This is a genomic window from Streptomyces sp. HD, from assembly GCF_028369295.1.
Lineage (GTDB): Bacteria > Actinomycetota > Actinomycetes > Streptomycetales > Streptomycetaceae > Streptomyces.
In genome coordinates this window covers 1-19,830 of the sequence record NZ_JAQMYP010000095.1, presented here as the reverse complement: position 1 = coordinate 19,830, position 19,830 = coordinate 1, and the positions used below count along the sequence as shown (strand labels likewise).

Below are 19,830 nucleotides of genomic sequence, written 5' to 3'. Positions count from 1 at the left end.
CCGCCCCCACCCCCCCCCCCCCCCACCCCCCCCCGCCCGCGCCCCCCCCCCCCCCCCCCCCCGACTCGGGCGTCTGGAACTGCGGCTCGGTGAACACGGGCGCCTGGAACACGGCCATCGCGGGCCGCGCCGGACGCGGCGCCTCGGCGGACTCGTCGGCGGCGGACCGAGCGGGCTCGGCGAACCCGGTTGCGGCACTCCTCGCCACCCGACGGCGCCGGCGCGGGGCGGCTTCCTCGGCGGCCTCGGCAGGCGCTTCGGTACCGGTCACCGCGGCGGCCTCCGCCTCGTCACCGGTGGTCACGGGGGTCTCCGCGGTCACCGGCGTCCCGGCGGGAGCCTCGGCAGCGGGCGCCTCGTCGGCGGGGGCGGAAACCCGCCGCGTGGCACGACGACGCGTACGACGCGGAGCGGCTTCGGCGGACTCGGCGACCTCAGCAGTCTCAGTGGCCTCGCCCGACTCGGCGGGCTTCTCCGTCTCCTCGGGGGCCTCGGCGACCTCGGCGGCCTCGGCCCGAGCACCGGAGGGCGCGGAGGCACGGCGCACGGCACGCCGACGCGAACGACGGGCGGGTGCGGCCTCCTCGTCGGCGGCGGGCGCCTCGGCGGCGGCAGAGCTGTCGGCTTCCTCAACGGCCTCAGCGGCGGCGGAACCGGAGACGACGGTCTCAGCGGCCTCGGCGGCGGCCGGAGCACCGACGGGCGCGGAGGCGCGACGCACCGCACGCCGACGCGTACGGGCGGGCGCCGCCTCCTCGGTGGCCTCCTCAGCGGCGGGCGCCGCCGTGACGGCCGGGCTCGCCTCCTCGGCGACCGGCGCGGCAGCAACGGCAGGCACCACGGTCTCGGCGGCCTCGGCAGTCTCGGGCGCACCGGCAGGCGCGGACGCACGGCGCACCGCGCGCCGACGCGAACGACGGGCGGGTGCGGCCTCCTCGGCGGCCACCGCCTCATCGGGCTTCTCGGCCGCTTCGGTCTCCTCGGCTTCCGCAGCCTCAGGAGTCACCTCGGCCTCGACGCTCTCGTCGGCCTCTTCGGTCACCGCCGTGACATCGGCGACATCGGCGACCGGTATGGCCGGCTCGACCACCTCTGCGGGCTGCGCCTCGGCGCCGGCCACGGGCGGGCCCGCCGGGCGGGACGCGGCACGCCGCCGCCGGCGCGGCGGCAGGGTGTCGCTGGGGGTGTTCGGTTCTTCGGAACCCTGGGTGGGTTCGGTCGGTTCGAGCATGCGGGCGTTTCTCCCGTCAGGCTCCCGGGCGCCGCGCCTGGTCCGGCGGTATGCCGGTGACGTCCGCGGCTCGCGCGATGCGCGACTGCCGCCGTCCGGGGCGCGGGCGCCGCACGGGAGCTCTCTGTGTCCTGTCTCGCCGGTTCCGTACGCCTCATGCGTACGGCCTGGCGAAAGTCTTCTGGTCGGTGCGCTGCCCGACCCAGGTGGCTCCCGAGTACGAGGGCGGCGCTTTCGACGTCCGTCCCTACGGAACCTTCCTTACGCCGGCGCCGTCGCGGCGGCAGCGGTCTCGGCCATGGGTGGGGCCGTCGCTGCCTCGCGGTCGGGCGCGAGCGGGTCGGTCACCGTGCCGGTCTCTTCATCGAACAGCCCCTGCGCCAGCCTGGTCACCGCTGCGGGGACCGGCGGCGCCAGGTCGGCCACGGCGCGGAGACCGGACAGGACGTCGTCGGGTCGTACGGCAGGCGTCACGTGCCGAACAACCAGCCGCAGTATCGCACAGGGCTGGTCGGTCGGCCTATCAGCTGCCGAACTGTGCGTTTCCGTTCCGTCGGTGCTTACGAGGTTCACGACCGCCGGGCGGGCGTCGAAGACGCGCACGCCGTTCTTGGTCATGCGCTGGACCTCGACGGCGTCGGCGGCGTTGAAGGACGCGACCGCGCGCTCGGCGTCGGCCGGGTCCACGCCGTCGAGCCGCAGCTCCCAGACGGACGCCGTGAGCCGGTCGGCGAGCCCGGAGGTCCGCGATTCGACCGCCTCGATGACGTCGAGCCCGGCGGGCAGCGACTCGTCGAGAAGCGCTCTCAGCTGTTCCGGATCGCGCGCTTCGGTGAGCGCGATCTCCAGGTACTCCGCCTCACTGCCCGTGCCGGTGGGTGCGGCATTGGCGTACGACACCTTCGGATGCGGCGTGAACCCCGCCGAGTACGCCATCGGCACCTCGGCACGGCGCAGCGCACGCTCGAAGGCGCGCTGGAAGTCACGGTGGCTGGTGAACCGGAGGCGGCCGCGCTTGGTGTAACGCAGTCGGATGCGCTGCACCGCGGGTGCGGGCGGCGGGCCTTCGGGCTGTCGCTTGCCCAGTGTCGTTCAGTCCTTCGTGAGAGCGGTCGTACTGCTACCAAGAGTACGTGTCTCGCGGCCCCGAGGTTCCCGCCGGTCCACTCCTTCCCGCTGCTTCGGCTCCCCGAACAGCATCCGCCGGAAGTCGGCACGCGCCTGTCGTACGGACTCGCGGGCGGCGGTGAGGGCCTGCCGGGTGGCCCGGCCCACGCTGCGGGCGGCCTCGGCGACGGGCCGCAGTACCGCGTCGCGGACGACGTGCCCGATGGGCGTGAGCACCGTGCGGTACACCCATCGCACCGGCTCGACGAAGACCCAGCGGAAGAGGTTCGCGAGGAAGCGGCCGACGGCGAGGGAGATCCGCCCGGCGACCCGCCACGCGTGCCCGAGGGCGTCCCGGATCTCCCGGCCGACGACGGCGAGCACCCGGCCGACGGGCGCGAGCACCCACCGGTACAGGCCCAGCGCCGGCAGCACGAACAGGACGCGGACGGTCCAGTACAGCGCGATCCCGATCCCGGTGAAGACGGTGCTCACGAGCCACGCCAGGCCCCTCGCGCACCAGGCGATCGCCTGTCCGACCGGCGTGAGGATCCACTCGTACACCCACAGGGCGGGGACCACGACGAGATACCGCGCCAGCCACGCCACGGCGCCGAACACGCCGAGTCCGATCGCGGCGAGTACCGCGCCGATCCCCCTGAGGACCCACGTCACCGCGTGCCCGATCGGAGTGAGCACGCGCGCGTGGAGCCACCCGAGCCCGGCGCCGATCCCTCGTGCCAGCCACGCGCACGCGTGCCCCACCGGAGTCAGCACATGCCGGTACAGCCACACCGTCGGTATGACGAGGAGCACGTTGCCCAGCCAGGCGAGCCCCTTCGCGACGGGTACGACGACGTATCGCCACAGCCCCACGAACGGCCACACGAACACCGCCCGCCCGAGCCACAGCAGCGCCCGGCCCACCGGCCGGAGCACCGTGTCGTTCAGGAACCGCCCGGCGACGACGAGCGCGTCCCACGCCATCCGCACCGGCACGACCAGCACGAGCACGACGATCCGCACCGGAATGCGGATCGCGACGACCAGACACCCCTCCGGTTCCTGGCGGCGCGGCGGCGCTTTTTCGAGATCCATACCGTCGTAGACGCCGGAACGGCTTGGCCGGATGCAGTTGTCCGGGATCCGGCCGTCAGGGATCCGGCGGTCAGGGATCCGGCCGTCAGGGATCCGGCCGTCAGGGAGTGCGTTCCGTCCTCAGGTACCGGTTCAGCGGCGGTCCCTGCGCGAGTACGGCGCCGATGGTCACGCCGAAGGTGATGGCGGCGCACAGCACGATCAGCCAGGACAGCAGGACGAGGACCAGGCCCAGGGCGCCGTAGTTCTCGATGGCACGGTTGAGGGCGTTGGGGACGTAGAGGCGGGCCGTGAGGCCGAGGGTGCTGGTCGCGGCCGAGACCAGGACCGCGCCGGGGAGCAGGGGCAGCCAGGGGACGCGGCCGGCGAGCAGCAGGTGCTGGGTCCAGAGCCAGACGGCGGTGCCGATCAGGAAGAGGAGCGGGGTGCCGAGCCAGAGGCCGACGCCGAAGCCCTCACGGATCGGGCCTTGCAGCAGGACCACCAGGACCAGGGCGAGCAGCCAGGCCACCCAGCGCCAGGCGGCGATCCGGGTGGCCGCCCTGGGCAGCCGCCAGGCCCGTTCGCAGACTCGGGCCATGGCGCGGCTGAAGCTGGTCGCGGAGATCAGCGCCAGCGCCAGTCCGACGGCGCCGCTGGTCTGCCGCGCGGTCTCGTCGGCGGAGTCGGTTAGCACCTGCCGCAGTTGCCGGTCCGCCGCGCCGGACAGTCCGAACATGGAGCGCAGCGAGTCCAGGAGCTGGTCGCGCACGCTGTCGGGGGTGAACGCCGCGACGGCGAAGAGCAGGGGAACGGCCGCCAGAAACGCCTGGGCGGCGAGTCTGGTGGCCGCGTCCAGGAGGTTCGCGGACAGCAGTCGGTCCGTCAGCTCGGTGAGCACGGGAAAGCGCTGCTCGGCCCGGAGGTGCAGGCGTTTGAGCCGGGCCGTCCATGCCATGCCGCCTCCCGCCCGTGCGCCCTGTCGCCGTCGCAGGCCGGGCAAGGTGCCTGCCGTCGCCTCGGCTCAGCCGCCGAGTACGGGCAGGGAGAGGCCGCAGCGGACGGGCTGGGCGTGGGCGGGATCGAGGGCGTTGCGCACGAGTTGGGCGGCGTTGGTGTCGTACGCGAGCGAGAGATGCTCGGAGATGTCCTGCGGGCAGATGTCCTGGATCAGGATGTTCCGGACGGTCGCGCCCGGTCCCGGGGTCAGGAAGTTGTTCGTGTAAGGGGTGGCGAACTCGTCGAACCGGGTGGCGATGACGGTGTAGCGGACGCCCGGCTGGGTGTCCCCGTCGCGGTCGAGCTTCTGGTTCATCTCGGAGCCCGGCATCTGGTCCGACCAGGCCTGGCCGACGAGGGCGGACATGGTCGGGTTGAGCCCCAGTTTGGTGGTCAGCGTGCCGATGCCGGAGACGCTCCCGCCGTGGTTGGAGGGGGCCAGGGCGATGAGGCTGCGCACCTTGTTCCGTTTCGGATGCGCGGGATTCGTGCCGCCCTCGAACCGCAGATACCAGCGGGGCGTGGGCCCGCCGCCCTGCGAGTGTCCGACGAGGTCGACCTGGCGGGCGCCGGTGGCCTTCAGTACGCGGTCGACGTAAGTGGCGACCTCACGGGCGGACTTCGCGATGGGGCCGGTCGCCTGGAACGGACTGCCGGGCGTCCCGCCGTAGTTGGGGGCGAAGACGCAGTAGCCCTGCTGCTTCAGCCACGGGGACAGCATGCTCCAGTTGTTGAAGGCGTTCGCCGCGGAGCCGTGGAGCAGTACGACCGGGCGCGGGTGCTTGCGGGTGGGGCGGCAGCTCCAGTCGTTGGCCCCGGCCGGCGACGCTTCCGGGTCGAGGAGCCCCCCGGTCGCCGCCAGGGGGACGTCGAGGATCCGCCCCGGTGGCCGCGGCGGCGTCGGCGCGTCGGGTACGGCCGCCGTCGCCTGCCCCTGCAGCGCCCCGGTCAGCGACAGAGCGAGCCCCGCGCAGGCGGCGGCCCACCTCGTGCGCCGCCGGTTCGACCGTCCCCGGGAAACACTGCGATCCGTCATCGGGCCACTCCTCGTCTCGATGCCGGCCGAGCGCCGACGCGAAGATGATCGAGGAGCGGCCTCCCGCAGCGCCCAACAGCCGCTCGCGGCACTCCTTATGGAGCAGACCGCATTCATCCGTCCAGCCCACGGAATCCCGGGGCGAATTTGACAGCCAGGGCTTCGCCGGTGTGGCCGAAGGGCCCGGATGGGGGGGCGCAGTGCATGTGCCCGCTCGGCGGCGCCGCGCGGCGTTCACTCCCGGGGGGCCGCAGGCGCCGGTTCAGCGTGCTCCAGCAGTTCACGGACGAGGGCTACGAGGGCGTGCGGCGTTCTCGCCAAGGCCTGCGGCAGAGCACGAGCCTGGGGCGGCACGATGTCCGAACCGTCGAGGTTGATGATCCAGAGTTGGAGTTCGCCGACCTTGTGCCGCCGCAGGGCCAACTCGATCTCGTCGTAGCAGAATCTGCTCAGTGCGTACGACCTGCTCCAGAGGACGACGAACAGGTCCGCGGAGAGAACCGCGTCCTCGATCGTGGGGTTGACCATGCGGTCCGGCCGCAGTTCCCTTTCGCCGATCAGGGCATGGATACCCGCGCCGGAGAGGTGGGCCTCAAGGGCCTGCGCGAAGTGAGCATCGGGCCTCGCCCGGCTGATGAATACGCGGCGAGGCGGCCAGTCGTAGTTGTGGTGTGTCCGCAACCGGGCGGTCAGCATCTGATCCGCGATCTTCATGGCGTCGGCCACCGCATCTCTTTCCATGAGCCGACGATGGTCGAGTGCGGGATAGATGCGCGCCCAGTCCCGCCTTTCATATGCACGCCGGGACGCACCGCCGAGAAATGCGAACGGCACGATCGGCTTCCTGCGTGCCTCCGCGAGGTGGAGCACCGTGTTCGCGGTTTTCGAGACGCGGCCTCCGATCGCAATCACCACATCGGCTTCTTCGAGGGCCTGGATCTGGCACAGCAGCCACGCCTGTTCCTTGGAGTCATCGTCTTCCGGCCCCGGGTAATACCAGTTCCTGATCTCCGTATCGTGACCGCGCCCCAGCATCTCAAGCATCCTCGCCTGCTTCTCGGCGACCTCCGGATGCCGAGGGCTGTGGAGATGGACGATGCGGCCCACGCCGGACCGGACGTAGCCAATCACCGTATGGAGGTCGGCCGAATCGGGAAAAGGGCTGCATACGACGAGTTCAGCACCGGCCTTCGCCACGGCTTGCCCGAGTTGCTCGCAGACGTGTGTGAGCTCGGGCGTCTCGTAATCGGGATAGTTCGTTTCACCCGTGACGCCACCGATGACGTAAACGGACCTGATCCTTGACGTGAGCCCCTTCTGCGCGGACGTATGCGGAGAAGCCAGGCGCCGCCCCAGCAATTTGAACAGAACCTCTGCGGAGGAGCGCGCCGCGAACTTCTTGTACCGGTCGTCCTTGCGCGGATCGGCGTGGTCCATAACGCCTTTGGCCACCACCCAGTCGGACAGCCCCAGCCGATGTGCGACCTGGGCAATGGTGGCGGACTCCATCTCCAGACCGGCGACCGAGCGCACTCCCCATCGCTTCAGCCGGTCCCAGGTGAGCCCGTCCTTCACCACGACGTTGCCACTGGCCATGGGCCCGACCACGACGGCGAACGGTAACTCCCGGGGACCGTCCAGATCGTCATAGACGAGTTGTTCGATGTGCGCGAACCCCGCGTCCGTCAGCGAGAGTGCCGCGCCTTCCCGGACCACCAGGCCGTCCTCCTGCAGGCTCTGGATCTGCTCGATCCACGATGCCTGGGACAGAAAACGACTGCGTGCCGGATGCCGTCTGGGATCCTCGCCGGCGTAGAGGCGCTCCATCAGCCAGATCCGTGCCGCATACGGGGATGCCTCGCCGAAACTGGGCAGATCCGTCGTGTCCATGTCCTGCGCGGCGCGCACCCACCCATCGGGCGCGGGAATCTGGCGATGATCTCCCTCAAAACCGCCCTGCGTACGCTTCCCCTCGTCGTAGGCGTACGCCAACTCCGCCACCACCACGTCACCGAGGGCCACATCGGCCGGGTTGCCGGCGCACACCCCGCACATGGCGAGGCAACGAGGCCGCAGGCGTTCCACGAGCGTCGACACCACCGGCGCGGTCGCGGTGGCACCCATCCTGGTGGGCCGTGCCAGCGCCACGGTCATGCGCGAACCGTCGGCCAGGACGTACGTTCCGAGGAGAAAGGGAGTCAAGGACTCCAACTCCCGTTCCTCCCAGGTCGCGACACCGGGGTGCCCCGCGTACCCGGCCAAGCCGACGGAGCGAGCCGCCTCGTACTCCTCCTCCAGCGCCGTGATGATCAGCGCGTCGACCTCGCCCGTCTCCACGTCAACCGCCATGCCTGTACCAGCTCCTCCGGAGTTCTACTCCACTTCGATGCCGTACTCCTGAAGGAGTTGTACAAGACCCTCCGTGTAGCCCTTCCCTCCAAGGACGAAATCCCAGTCAAGTCACCATTCGGCCTGCAGCGGAACGAGCCCAGCACCAGAGCTTCGCCCGAGCGGCCGTCCGAGACGTCGAGCCGACCCGGTTCGTTCCTGGCCGGGTCGAGCAGTCGGATGCAGGCGTCGGTGAATCCCGACAGGTCAGCGTCCGGGTTCGCCTCCGGATCGACGGCCGCCACGAGCACGAACCGGTCAGCCTCCTGCGGCAGTGCATCGAAGGAGACGCGAATCGCCGCTTTGTCCGGCGACTGAGCCGACGCTGCACAGACCGAACCGTCCGGAGTCCGTGGGGTGTTGAAGAAGACGAAGTGCTCTTCGCTCAGGTCACCGAACCACCGCGAGCGAGACCGGGGCCGCTTCGAGCAGGGGTGCCAAAATTGCCACCGCTTCACCCGACTGCGGTTCGGCGCGAAACGCCGACAGCAGCCACGCAGCAGGCGCTGGGCGTACGCGCACCGCACATCCACATGAAGCTCATGATCCCCAAGGACGTGCGGGACCGCTTGATACTCAAGGAAGACGACTTCGCCGAGGCTTTCTGAAATTCATTTTTACGCGGACCTTACGTCCCAATCTCGCCCCCGCGTCGGGCGGCAGGCCAGCAGCAACGAGTTCTTCGACCCGTGGGAGCCGTTCAACCAGCACCGACAATGATCTCCAGGCCTGGAGACAACCGTTCAGCTCCAACCACCCTCGTTCCGGCGGGTAACTGAAGAGTGCGGAGGGAAAAGACTTGCCGCAACGAAGTCACATCGATGTCGGGCAGGGAAGTCTCCAATGTCAACTGCGTAAGACGGGAAAAGTCGCCGAGCCACTCCCAAGAACAACGCAGATCCGCCGCGATGCACAGTCCTACGAGGCGATCAGCCACACAATAGCGTTTGATCTCCTCGGGACTGATAGGCGATGCTATCTTCAATAGTGATCTTCCACCGAATCTGCGCAGGGCCTGAAGTTCTCGACTGCTCGTAACTACGAAATAGAAGTCGCCCTCCTGTAGGTGGGCGATCACTTCTTCAGCGTAGCGGTCAGTGTCGAATCGACTCCACGCTAGGGCTAGTTCAGCACGCACCCGTAAGTCATCTACGGCCCGGAAACGGGTCAACACGGAAATAGCCGCATCGGTCCCGACCCGAACAGCGGCCAAGACGGTGAAGTAGGCTTCGTCTGAAGTGAGACCCTCCGGACCTTGCAGCAGTTCGAGTACAACCGGGCCGACATCTGCGAGGCCGCGAGCTTGGGCGAGGGAACGCGGAGGAATGAGCTGCTCGGCACGCTGCTGAACTTCGGTTCGCACAGAAGGATCAAGCTCTGTGGCGTCGTCCAAGCACGCCGCAGCCAACAGATGGAGGCGGTGGCGAAAACCTGCGGAAGAGTCGCCGCGTTCGATCAGACTGGTGAGTAATCGGGTACGTTCTGCCGGGCGCGCGTGAGCTACGGCCATTCGGATGACGTCCTCCCACTGGTCAAGGTGGGCGCTACCACCTAGGAAGTCGAAATCGAGGCTCTCCACGGCCGCTCTCGCTCCGAGGTAGTCTTGAAATGTTCTGTGAATGAACTGCATAGTGCCTTCAATAGGCTCTATAAGCAGGCCACTTCGAACTAGAAGGTGCTGGTAGATCTGCTTCACCGTGCCCTGCTCAGCGACACGCGGCATCGCCGTCAGCGCTTGAGATAGCAAGTCCAGCACATCACGTTTATCCATCTCCGAACGACCGTTGCGGATCAACCAATATGCCAGCTTCTGGATCAGCTGAACCTGGTGGGTTTCGCCGATGCGCATGTCGCCCGCTTTGTAGACACCGCGCTCCCGGTCTCGCCTGGACAGCAGCATGGACAGAGCCGCGTCATAGAGTTCTTTACGTCCATCGGGAAGGTAGCCCCTACGATCACGATGCAGCGCGCAAATTAGTGCGCACATGAGTGGGTTGGTGGCAAGCCGGGCAAGTTCTTGCTTGGCACGTATTGCGTAGAGTAGTTCCTTACCATATGCATCCGCGCTTCCGGCCGCTTTGTGCCAACGTTCGATGAACGCGGCGACATCGTCGCGGCTCATGGGCGACAGATCCAGCTCCGAGAACCCCTCGTCTGCTAGCCAGTGTTCTCGCACGGCCGAGGGACGTGAAGTCACAAGCCAATGATTCTGGGGGTAGGAATCGATGAGATCCTTCAACCAGTTGCGGGCTTCCTCGCGTTCCCCCTCGGGCATCTCGTCGATGCCGTCGACCAACATCAACCCACGCCCTGCAGTAAGAACACGGTCGTACCAGCCTGTGGGCTGGGCATGGGCGATCGGGCACCCAACGGCAGCAAGGAACTCGTCCGGGGCGGGCAGCCTTGGCCCGGCTCGGGTCAGTGACCGCAGAGGCAGTACGAACGGCACCAAGCCATGCAGGTATAGGAGCCGCTCATCGAGGTCGTTACGAACGGCACTGACCGCCAACCACTGCACCAGAGTGGTTTTTCCGGAACCTGCCACTCCTCGCAAGAGCACCCGATCACGCCCGGCAAGGACTTTTTCGGCGGGGAGCACCAGCGGGACCTCGCCAACCGCGGTCTCGGTCGCTTCTAAGCTCAAATAGGCCGCATCGAGAGGCCAAGAAGCCGAAGATTCGGACAGATCAAGGCCGAAAATTGTCAACTTGCCATGTTTTTTGGATATGTAGCGCGCATACCGTTCCTCGAAACCGCCGTCCGCCGGGGAAGGGCTCCGCCGAATAAGTACATCGATCTTCGAAGAGAGTTCTTCGATCCTGCGACTTTGCTCAACTAGCGTGCGCGGCACGAAGGTAGATCTCGTGGTGAAGAAGTGCAGGATGTGCAAACAGGCCGTATCTACGACGCTTGCATGCAATAACACTGCATCGCTCGAGAGACCAAGTGTGGCTGCCTGGTTTCTCGACCGCAGGAGTCGAGACAGTTCCAGATAGCCGAGCCGGACGGCTTGTACATCGTCCATTTCGATATGTCCCAGGGAGCTGAGTGAGTGTGCGACCGCGTTCACCACTGCACGTTGCTCGTAACCAGCAAGGCGCTCCGACACTCCGGTGGACTGCGCTGCGCGATCCACCAACTCCTCTGCGACCTTGCGGAGATCAGAGTCCGAGAGGGTCCGTTTCTCTCCGCGAAATGAAACTAGTTGGGAGACGCGCACTGGGCGGTCTACCAGACCTGCACCGGACCCGTCCACCACAAACAGCTTCTTCACCAACGGGACAACGATGCTCGATGCGAGTCGAGCCCCAATGCTCACCGGTTCCATGATGCTTCAGCATAGAACTCCGAGGCCGACCATGGCCGTTGAATGCACGACTGGGGCCAAAGTGAAGGATCACCCCCCAGGGCAGGGTCCACCACTTCGAGGCCGTCGGAGATCATGTTTCACCTGACGGACGGCTATGCCTTGGCGTGGGAGCCTTCATCGTCAACGGCAACACCTTCTTCCCGGTCTGGTCGACCTAAATATGCGTGTCCATGGCCGGGCACGCCCTGAACTACGCAGAGCGTGGGTGGTGCTACTCCACCTCGATGCCGTAGTCCTGGAGGAGCTGTTCCAGACCCCGCGGGTAGCCCTTTCCACCGAGGACGAAGTCCCAGTCACCGCTCGGCCGGTGCCGGAAGGAGCCCAGCACCAGAGCTGTCTCCCCGGAGCGGCCATCGGAGACGTCAAGTCGGCCGAGCTCCACCCTTGCCGGATCCAGCAGCCTGATACAAGCGTCGGTGAAGCCTGACAGGTCCGCGTCCGGGTTCACCTCTGGGTCAACAGCAGCCACGACCACGAACCGATCAGCTTCCTGGGGGAGCGCGTCAAAGGAAACACGAATAGCTGCCTTGTCCGGCGCCCGCGCCGGCACTGCTCGCACCGAACCATCCGGAGTCTGGGGGTTGTTGAAGAACACGAAGTGCTCTTCGCTCAGAACCCGGCTACCGCGACATACGAGCGCGCACACATCCAAAGCGACATTCCCCGACCACGTCATACCCAACACGTTGTAGTCGTCAGTCGGGGTTGCTGACCCGGACGGCGCCGTTTGCGTGGGAGCCGCTCGCCCTCCCTCCCCCAGACGACCACGTAGCCCGTGCCTGTGCAGCAGATCGACAAGCTCACTACCAGAGATGAGCTCCAGAGGCTTACCGCGGGCGAACGTGTGCGAACCGGGTCCGAAAGCCGAGGTGGTCACCAGAACGCCCTTGTTGGCGCCACGGTCCTGGACCGTGCCGTACAAGTCACGCACAGCAGTAGGCGGCACCGTTGCTCGGTAGCGCTTCACCTGTACGACGATCTTGCCGCCCCGGATGGGAGTCGGGTCCAGGGCGTCGACATCAACGCCTCCGTCGTTCGAGCGCTCAGTCGTCACCGCCTGCATCCCCATCGCACGGAACAGCTCCGCGACCAGCGACTCGAAGGCGATCGGATCCATGTCGTACAGATCCGGTTCCTCATCCCCGCCATGCGTGACGACGTGATTGCCGACGTCCCGAGGCTGACGGCTCGGCCGCACCGAGGTGAGCTGATCGGGGCGAGTGGCGAGCTGTCCGCGCAAAGCGTCGGTCAGACAACTGACGGGATCCACCTGCTCCAGATGCAGCTCGGTGAAGCCCGACCGTCCAGCCATAACGGTCGCCAGAAAAATGTGCGACTGCCTTCCCGTCGCCGGGTCCGGCGCGTCCACGAAGCCGTTCAAGGCGACCGAGTCGAGGATGCCGTACTCATCCGCGGCGAATAGCTGGTGCAACACCAGCAGCATGCTCTGCGCCAGCACCTCTCGGTACAACGCCCGACGCTGGGTCACCGGACGAGCGGTCTCCTTGTCCTGGTCCTGAGAGGGGACGTACCTCACCGACTTCGCCTCAGGCACGACGTCGTACGTGGGCATCTCCCAGTCCAGGACGAGTTGTCGGGCCGCTGGGTCAAAGGCTGCCGCAACCTGCCGCGGGAACCCATCAGGCCAGGCAGTCGACGAGTAGAGCGCGGCCGAGAAGTACTCGATCACGGAGTCCGGCTCGCCTCGCCTCACCCCCGCGGTCACCTCGACAATGCCGCCGTTGTGCCGACGTATCTCCGACCGCTGAGCCTCCGCCCCTCGCGCATACTCCTGCTGTGCGGCCGCTAACTGCTGCTGCCGCTGCGCTTCGGCAGCCTGCGCCGCGTGCCAGTCACGTTCGAAATGAGCCCGCGCCTCGGCTTGAGCTTGTGCACGCCGACTTGCGGTCCAGCCTCCCTGCGCCTGGTACTGGCTCTGATCCGGCATACGCACAGGCCACGCAAGCGGCCCTGGATCGAACGGTGCAATCTCTTCCGGGCGCATCAGGGACGACGCTCTGAAGACCGGGGCATGGCAACCAGCGACCAGCAGTCCTTGTAAGGACGCGACCTGGGCTTCGATCTCCTCCGTACGCCGCCTGGCCTCCGCCTGCCGAAACTCTCGATGCCCCTGAGCAGCGAGCCGCTGATAAGCCCGCGCCTGCCGAGCCTCCTCCCTGCGCTGTCTCGCCTCAGCTTCCATCTGGCGCTGTTGCTGACGCTGCATCTCAGCCCAGACGCCGACCAAACCAGCAGAGCGACGACTCATGCGCTACCTGCCCTCCCCAGGGACGTCGGCACCGCCGACCAAACCTGGTTGCCCCCGCAACCAGTAGTAACAATCCGACTTTATCCAGTAATCATCATCCTGGATATCAACTTGCCAAAGGCAAGCTGAGCCGACCGTTCAGGCAGCTCACCGGCGTCGGACAGCATTGAGCCCCCTCTGCATTGAGAGGGGGCTCAACATCGCCGTACGGGGCCTCACCGAGGTCTGAGCACTCAGACCCACTCGACCTCTGAACGGATGCCCGAGGGATCTGCGGGGCCCGGCAGCGGTGTAACGGGCGCGCGCCGCGGCCCTGACCGTCGAAGGCCAGAAGCCCCGACAGCAGCCAGCGCAGCGGCCACCTCTTCCTCGCTCACCTCAGCCAGGGCCGCAATCACCCGATCGAGCGCCTCGCCCACCTCAGTGAGAGTGACCGCTAGGCGCCGGCGCAGCGTTCTTGACCGTAAGAGGCAGCAGCTTCTTCCCCGTCGGGCCGATCTGGATGTGGGTGTCCATCTGCGGGCACACCCCGCAGTCGAAGCACGGCGTCCACCGGCAGTCCTCGACCTCGGTCTCGTCGAGGGCGTCCTGCCAGTCCTCCCAGAGCCAGTCCTTGTCGAGGCCGGAGTCCAGGTGGTCCCAGGGGAGGACCTCCTCGTACGTCCGCTCGCGGGTCGTGTACCAGTCGACGTCCACGCCGAACGGCTCCAGCGCCTTGTCCGCGCAGCTCATCCAGCGGTCGTAGGAGAAGTGCTCGCGCCAGCCGTCGAAGCGGCCGCCGTCGTCGTAGACCGCGCGGATGACGGCGCCGATACGGCGGTCGCCGCGGGAGAGGAGGCCCTCGACGATGCCGGGCTTGCCGTCGTGGTAGCGGAATCCGATGGAGCGGCCGTACTTCTTGTCGCCGCGGATCTTGTCGCGGAGCTTCTCCAGGCGGGCGTCCGTCTCCTCGGCGGAGAGCTGCGGGGCCCACTGGAAGGGGGTGTGGGGCTTGGGGACGAAGCCGCCGATCGAGACCGTGCAGCGGATGTCGTTGGACCTCGACACCTCGCGGCCCTTGGCGATGACGTTCATCGCCATGTCGGCGATCTGGAGGACGTCGTCGTCGGTCTCCGTCGGCAGGCCGCACATGAAGTACAGCTTCACCTGACGCCAGCCGTTGCCGTACGCGGTGGCGACCGTCCGGATGAGGTCTTCCTCGCTCACCATCTTGTTGATGACCTTGCGCATGCGCTCGCTGCCGCCCTCGGGGGCGAAGGTCAGGCCGGAGCGGCGGCCGTTGCGCGTCAGCTCGTTCGCCAGGTCGACGTTGAACGCGTCCACCCGGGTGGACGGGAGCGACAGGCCGATCTTGTCTTCCTCGTAGCGGTCGGCCAGGCCCTTGGCGATGTCGCCGATCTCCGAGTGGTCCGCCGACGACAGGGACAGCAGACCGACCTCCTCGAAGCCCGTCGCCTTCAGGCCCTTGTCGACCATGTCACCGATGCCGGTGATCGAACGCTCCCGGACCGGACGGGTGATCATGCCGGCCTGGCAGAAACGGCAGCCGCGCGTGCAGCCGCGGAAGATCTCCACGGACATGCGCTCATGGACCGTCTCGGCGAGCGGGACCAGCGGCTGCTTGGGGTACGGCCACTCGTCCAGGTCCATGACCGTGTGCTTGGACACACGCCACGGGACACCGCTCTTGTTCGGTACGACACGGGCGATACGGCCGTCCGGGAGGTACTCGACGTCGTAGAACGCCGGGATGTACACCGAGCCCGTCTTCGCGAGGCGGAAGAGGACCTCTTCGCGGCCGCCGGGGCAGCCCTCCGCCTTCCACTCACGGATGATCTTCGTCATGTCGAGGACGGCCTGCTCGCCGTCGCCGATGATCGCCGCGTCGATGAAGTCCGCGATCGGCTCGGGGTTGAAGGCCGCGTGGCCGCCCGCGAGGACGATCGGGTCGTCGATCGTGCGGTCCTTGGACTCCAGCGGGATCCCGGCCAGGTCCAGGGCGGTGAGCATGTTCGTGTAGCCCAGCTCGGTGGAGAAGCTGAGCCCGAACACGTCGAAGGCACCAACCGGCCGGTGGCTGTCCACCGTGAACTGCGGGACGCCACGCTCCCGCATCAGCGCCTCCAGGTCCGGCCACACGCTGTACGTGCGCTCGGCGAGGACGCCTTCCTGCTCGTTCAGTACCTCGTAGAGGATCATGACGCCCTGGTTGGGCAGCCCGACCTCGTACGCGTCCGGGTACATCAGCGCCCAGCGGACGTCACAGGACTCCCACGGCTTGACCGTGGAGTTGAGTTCTCCGCCGACGTACTGGATCGGCTTCTGCACATGCGGGAGCAGAGCTTCGAGCTGCGGGAACACGGACTCGGCGGCCGCAGCGGCTTCGGCAGACATCTCGCGAACCTTCGTGAGCTGGACTGAACGGACAGGGGTGACCATCTAGCCTAACGCGACCGCGACAGCATCCCGCACGCCCAGCATCGCCACGACCCCCGTCGGCACACAAACGCCACCGCCAGGAACGCCGCTGTCCCCCGTACGTCACTGCTCCCGTACACGCCGGAGAACAGCACGTAAGCGGCCCGCCGAACGTCAGCAGCCCACCGTACGTCCGGAGCCGGCCATACGCCCGGTGCCATCCGTACGCCCGGTGCCACCCGTACGTCCGGAGCCAGCCATACGCCCGGAGCTGCGGCACGCCAGAGACCCGCTGCAGGTCAGCAGCACTCCCTACGTCAGAAGCCCGCCCCGCCCTTGATGTCCCTCCAGAGCCCGGGAAGCTCGGCCTCGTCCTCGGCCGCGCGCCGTTCCTCGCGCCCGTACAGCAGCCCGTAGGTGAACGACGGCTCCCCGGCCCCGTGCGCCTGCCGCGCAAGGTCGCGCAGCGCCTCCCGGGTCATCACGCTGTCCTGGTGGTCGCCGAGCAGGTTCTGCAGGCTCTTCATCGACTTCACCAGCCCGGAAGCCGGGTCACCGAGCGCCCGAACCGCCGACTCCGCCGAGTACCGCGCCCGCTTGGCCTTCTTGCGCGCCTCGTGCAGCCCCAGATCCCGCTCGTGCCCGGGCTCCAGCTCCAACGCCTGCTCGACCAGCCCGGACACCTTCGAGAAGTCCTTCCGTACGGCCTTGCGGATCACCTTCTCCGGCTTGCCGCCGGCCGCCTCCAGCAGCGGCGGATCGGCGATCAGGGCGTCGAGGGTCTCCAGCAGATCCAGATACCTCTTGCCGTCGAGCACGTTGATCAGCCGCCGCCGCGATCCTCCGCTACGAGCGTGCGACCAGGTGCGCAGCCGGGTGCGGACGGGACCGGTCAGCAAGGTCCGCGGCAGCTCGTCGAGGGCGGCCGTCAGCCGCTCGGTCAGCACCTCCTGGTCCCGGTCGACGCCCAGTTCCCCGGCGAGCCACTTCAGTTCCTCGCCGATCGGGTCGGTCACGGCCCGGTCCAGGACCTTTCCGTACGACTTGAAGGCGCTACGCATCCGCCGGGTCGCGACCCTCATCTTGTGCACGGAGTCGTACACGTCCCGCCGCACGGCCGGGTCGAGCTCGACGATGGCGTTCCGCTGGGTGCGGACGTAGAGGAGCACATGATCGCCCGCGGTGACCAGTTCCCGGGCCACCCGGGCCTTCTTGCCCCGCTTCTTCTTCGGCCCCGTCTCGTCCAGCGCCCGCTGCAGCTTCGACGCCGACGACGAGGGCCGTACGCCCGCCTTCTTCAGCCGCTTCTCGACCTTGTCGAGGAACCCCTGGTCGATGCCGTCGGCCAGCTCCACCTCGATCTCGGTCCACTGCGCGGTACCCCCGTCACCGCCGAACCGCTCGGCCTGTACGGCGTCCACACTGACCTCGGCCAGCACCCGGCCGTCGCCGTCGACGAGGTCGCGCACATCCCGGTCGGAACGCAGCCGCATCACGGGCAGCAACTCGGTGTCCCGCACCCGGGAGCGGACGAGGCCCGCGAGGGTGCGGGGCAGACGGTCGGACAACGGGGCCTGGATCTCGTCCCGCACCCCCGGGGAGACGGGGAACTTCAGATGCCATCCCGCGTCGGAGCCACCCGTTCTGCGCCGCAGGGTGATGGACGACGCGGCGAGTCGCTCGTCCTCGGTGTCGTAGTAGGTGGCGTCCAACTGCGTGACACCCTTGTCGATGACGGCCGCGACACCGGCGACGCCGGTCAGGTCGGGCAGGCCGCTGTGATCGGACTCGTACTTCCGCTCGATCTCACGCTTTGTGTCCGCCATGACCCGAATCTAATAGGAGTCACGGCGCGACGACAGGGCCCACTCGGCATGAACCACAGGGGAACTGGTGACTGCGGCAGGGAAAACGGTCGGGCGTCGGGCGTGTCCAGTGGCGGGGCGCAGGCTACCCGTGGGACCGGGCGCCGCGGACCCCGCCACGACGCCAATCCGCCGGGCAGGCCCCGGCCAAGCCGAGGCCCGGGCAGGCCCCGGCCGAACCCTGGCCAGGCCCGGTGGCACCCGGCCCCGCCGCAGCGGTCACGCGGACATCGGACGCTGCACTCTGATCGACTGCAGCAACCCCACCGCCACCCACACCGCGAACATCGAGGACCCGCCGTACGACACGAACGGCAGCGGCAGACCGGTCACCGGCATGATCCCGAGCGTCATCCCGATGTTCTCGAACGCCTGGAAGGCGAACCACGCCACGATCCCCGCCGCGACGATCGTCCCGTACAGCTCGGTCGTCTCACGCGCGATCCGGCAGGCCCGCCACAGGATCACGCCGAGGAGCACGATGATCAGCCCGCCGCCGATGAAGCCCAGCTCCTCCCCCGCCACCGTGAAGACGAAGTCGGTCTGCTGCTCCGGCACGAACTGGCCGGTGGTCTGCGAGCCGTGGAACAGCCCCGAGCCGGTCAGTCCGCCCGAACCGATCGCGATACGTGCCTGGTTGGTGTTGTAGCCGACGCCCGCCGGGTCGAGCTCGGGGTTGGCGAAGGCCGCGAAACGGGCGATCTGGTAGTCGTCCAGGACGCCGAGCTGCCAGACCGCGATCGCGCCCATCGTCCCCGTGCCGATCAGCCCGAAGACCCAGCGGTTGGAGGCACCGGACGCGAGCAGCACGCCCAGCACGATCACCACCATGACCATGACCGAGCCGAGGTCGGGCATGAGCATCACGATCAGCATCGGTACGGCGGCCAGGCCCAGTGCCTGCACAACCGTGCGGTGGTCGGGGTACTGCTTGTCCCCCGCGTCCACTCTCGTGGCCAGCAACATCGCCATGCCCAGGATGATCGTGATCTTCACGAACTCCGAGGGCTGCAGCGAGAAGCCGCCGGGGAGCTTGATCCAGGAGTGGGCGCCGTTGATGGTCGAGCCCAGCGGGGTGAGCACCAACAGGATCAGGAAGACCGAGACGCCGTACAGGATCGGCACGGCCGTGCGCAGGGTGCGGTGGCCGAGCCAGACCGTGCCGATCATCAGGGCGAAGCCGATGCCGGTGTTCAGCAGGTGCCGGACCAGGAAGTAGTACGGGTCGTCCTGGTTGAGCTCGGTGCGGTTGCGGGTCGCCGAGTAGACGAGGAGCGAACCGATCAGCGACAGGGCGATCGCCGACAGCAGCATCGTCCAGTCGAGCCGACGGGCCAGCGAGTCGCGGGCGAACAGGCGGGTCCAACCCGCCCGTTCGGGCCCGTACCCGGAGACCTGGAAGCTGTTGGCGCCGGTCATGTGAGCATCCTCCGGCTTCCCCGCCCACGGCTCCGGCGGCGCCTGCGCCGGGTGTCCCGGTTCTCGGCCGACGGCGTCGGCACCGTGCCGGCGAGCTGTTGCTCGTCGGGTTCGTCCGCGCCCTTCTGGCTGGCCTGCTGCTCCTTCGCCGGGTCCTTGGAGACCTTCGGCGAGGTGATGGTGCCGTCCGTGCGGACCTTCGGCAGGCTGGCCTGCGGCTTCGGCAGCAGCGCGTTCTTCTTGTTGATCGTGCCGTCGTCGGAGACGCCGTAGAGCGCGTCGTAGATGTTGCGGACGGCCGGTCCCGAGGCGCCGGATCCGGTACCACCCTGGGAGATGGTCATGACGACCGAGTAGTCCTTGGTGTACGTGGTGAACCAGGAGGTCGTCTGCTTGCCGTAGACCTCCGCGGTACCGGTCTTGGCGTGCATCGGGATCTTGTCCTGCGGCCAGCCGACATCCGCGAACCGCCAGGCCGCGGTGCCTCGGGTGGCGACGCCGGCGAGGGCGTCGTCCATCTCGGCCAGCGTCTTCTTGCTTATGGGCAGTTTGCCGTGGGACTTGGGCTTGATCTCCTGGACGTTCTTGCCGTCGGCGCTGATGACGGCCTTGCCGACGGTCGGGTCGTACAGGGTGCCGCCGTTGGAGATC

Annotated in this window: 11 protein-coding genes and 2 pseudogenes; all 13 read right to left on the bottom strand. The window is 67.8% G+C overall.

Features of this window, described 5'->3' with window-relative positions; all coding sequences use genetic code 11:
* Positions 1–1,231, bottom strand: a pseudogene (locus tag POF73_RS44365) (Rne/Rng family ribonuclease); the annotation flags it as partial.
* A gap of 261 nt (positions 1,232–1,492) precedes the next feature.
* Complete coding sequence (locus tag POF73_RS44360) at positions 1,493–2,275, bottom strand: TIGR03936 family radical SAM-associated protein (RefSeq protein ID WP_272125135.1); 783 nt, start codon at positions 2,273–2,275, stop codon at positions 1,493–1,495.
* A gap of 48 nt (positions 2,276–2,323) precedes the next feature.
* Complete coding sequence (locus POF73_RS44355; protein ID WP_272125134.1) at positions 2,324–3,436, bottom strand: hypothetical protein; 1,113 nt, start codon at positions 3,434–3,436, stop codon at positions 2,324–2,326.
* Between the two features lie 100 nt (positions 3,437–3,536).
* Entirely contained in the window at positions 3,537–4,373 is an 837-nt protein-coding gene (locus POF73_RS44350; protein WP_272125133.1) for a YhjD/YihY/BrkB family envelope integrity protein, read from the bottom strand.
* A 66-nt stretch (positions 4,374–4,439) separates the two neighbouring features.
* A complete protein-coding gene (locus POF73_RS44345; protein WP_272125132.1) occupies positions 4,440–5,450 on the bottom strand; it encodes an esterase/lipase family protein in 1,011 nt (336 codons plus the stop codon).
* Positions 5,451–5,684: 234 nt separating this feature from the next.
* On the bottom strand, positions 5,685–7,799 hold the full coding sequence (locus POF73_RS44340; protein ID WP_272125131.1) for a phosphorylase family protein: 2,115 nt from the start codon (positions 7,797–7,799) through the stop codon (positions 5,685–5,687).
* Between the two features lie 24 nt (positions 7,800–7,823).
* A pseudogene (locus POF73_RS44335) lies at positions 7,824–8,227 on the bottom strand (TerD family protein); the annotation flags it as partial.
* 311 nt (positions 8,228–8,538) lie between these two features.
* Complete coding sequence (locus tag POF73_RS44330) at positions 8,539–11,166, bottom strand: NACHT domain-containing protein (RefSeq protein WP_443049767.1); 2,628 nt, start codon at positions 11,164–11,166, stop codon at positions 8,539–8,541.
* Positions 11,167–11,419: 253 nt separating this feature from the next.
* Positions 11,420–13,477: a restriction endonuclease gene (locus POF73_RS44325; RefSeq protein ID WP_272125130.1), complete on the bottom strand. Its 2,058-nt coding sequence runs from the start codon at positions 13,475–13,477 to the stop codon at positions 11,420–11,422.
* Between the two features lie 420 nt (positions 13,478–13,897).
* A complete protein-coding gene (locus tag POF73_RS44320; RefSeq protein WP_272125129.1) occupies positions 13,898–15,871 on the bottom strand; it encodes a TIGR03960 family B12-binding radical SAM protein in 1,974 nt (657 codons plus the stop codon).
* Between the two features lie 341 nt (positions 15,872–16,212).
* Positions 16,213–17,721, bottom strand: coding sequence for a CYTH and CHAD domain-containing protein (locus tag POF73_RS44315; protein ID WP_272125128.1), 1,509 nt, complete (start codon positions 17,719–17,721; stop codon positions 16,213–16,215).
* 258 nt (positions 17,722–17,979) lie between these two features.
* A complete protein-coding gene (gene rodA / locus POF73_RS44310; RefSeq protein ID WP_272125127.1) occupies positions 17,980–19,179 on the bottom strand; it encodes a rod shape-determining protein RodA in 1,200 nt (399 codons plus the stop codon).
* Positions 19,176–19,830, bottom strand: a 655-nt coding sequence (locus tag POF73_RS44305; protein WP_272125126.1) for a penicillin-binding transpeptidase domain-containing protein, incomplete at its 5' end; no start/stop codon positions are given. The genes POF73_RS44305 and rodA, both read right to left, overlap by 4 nt.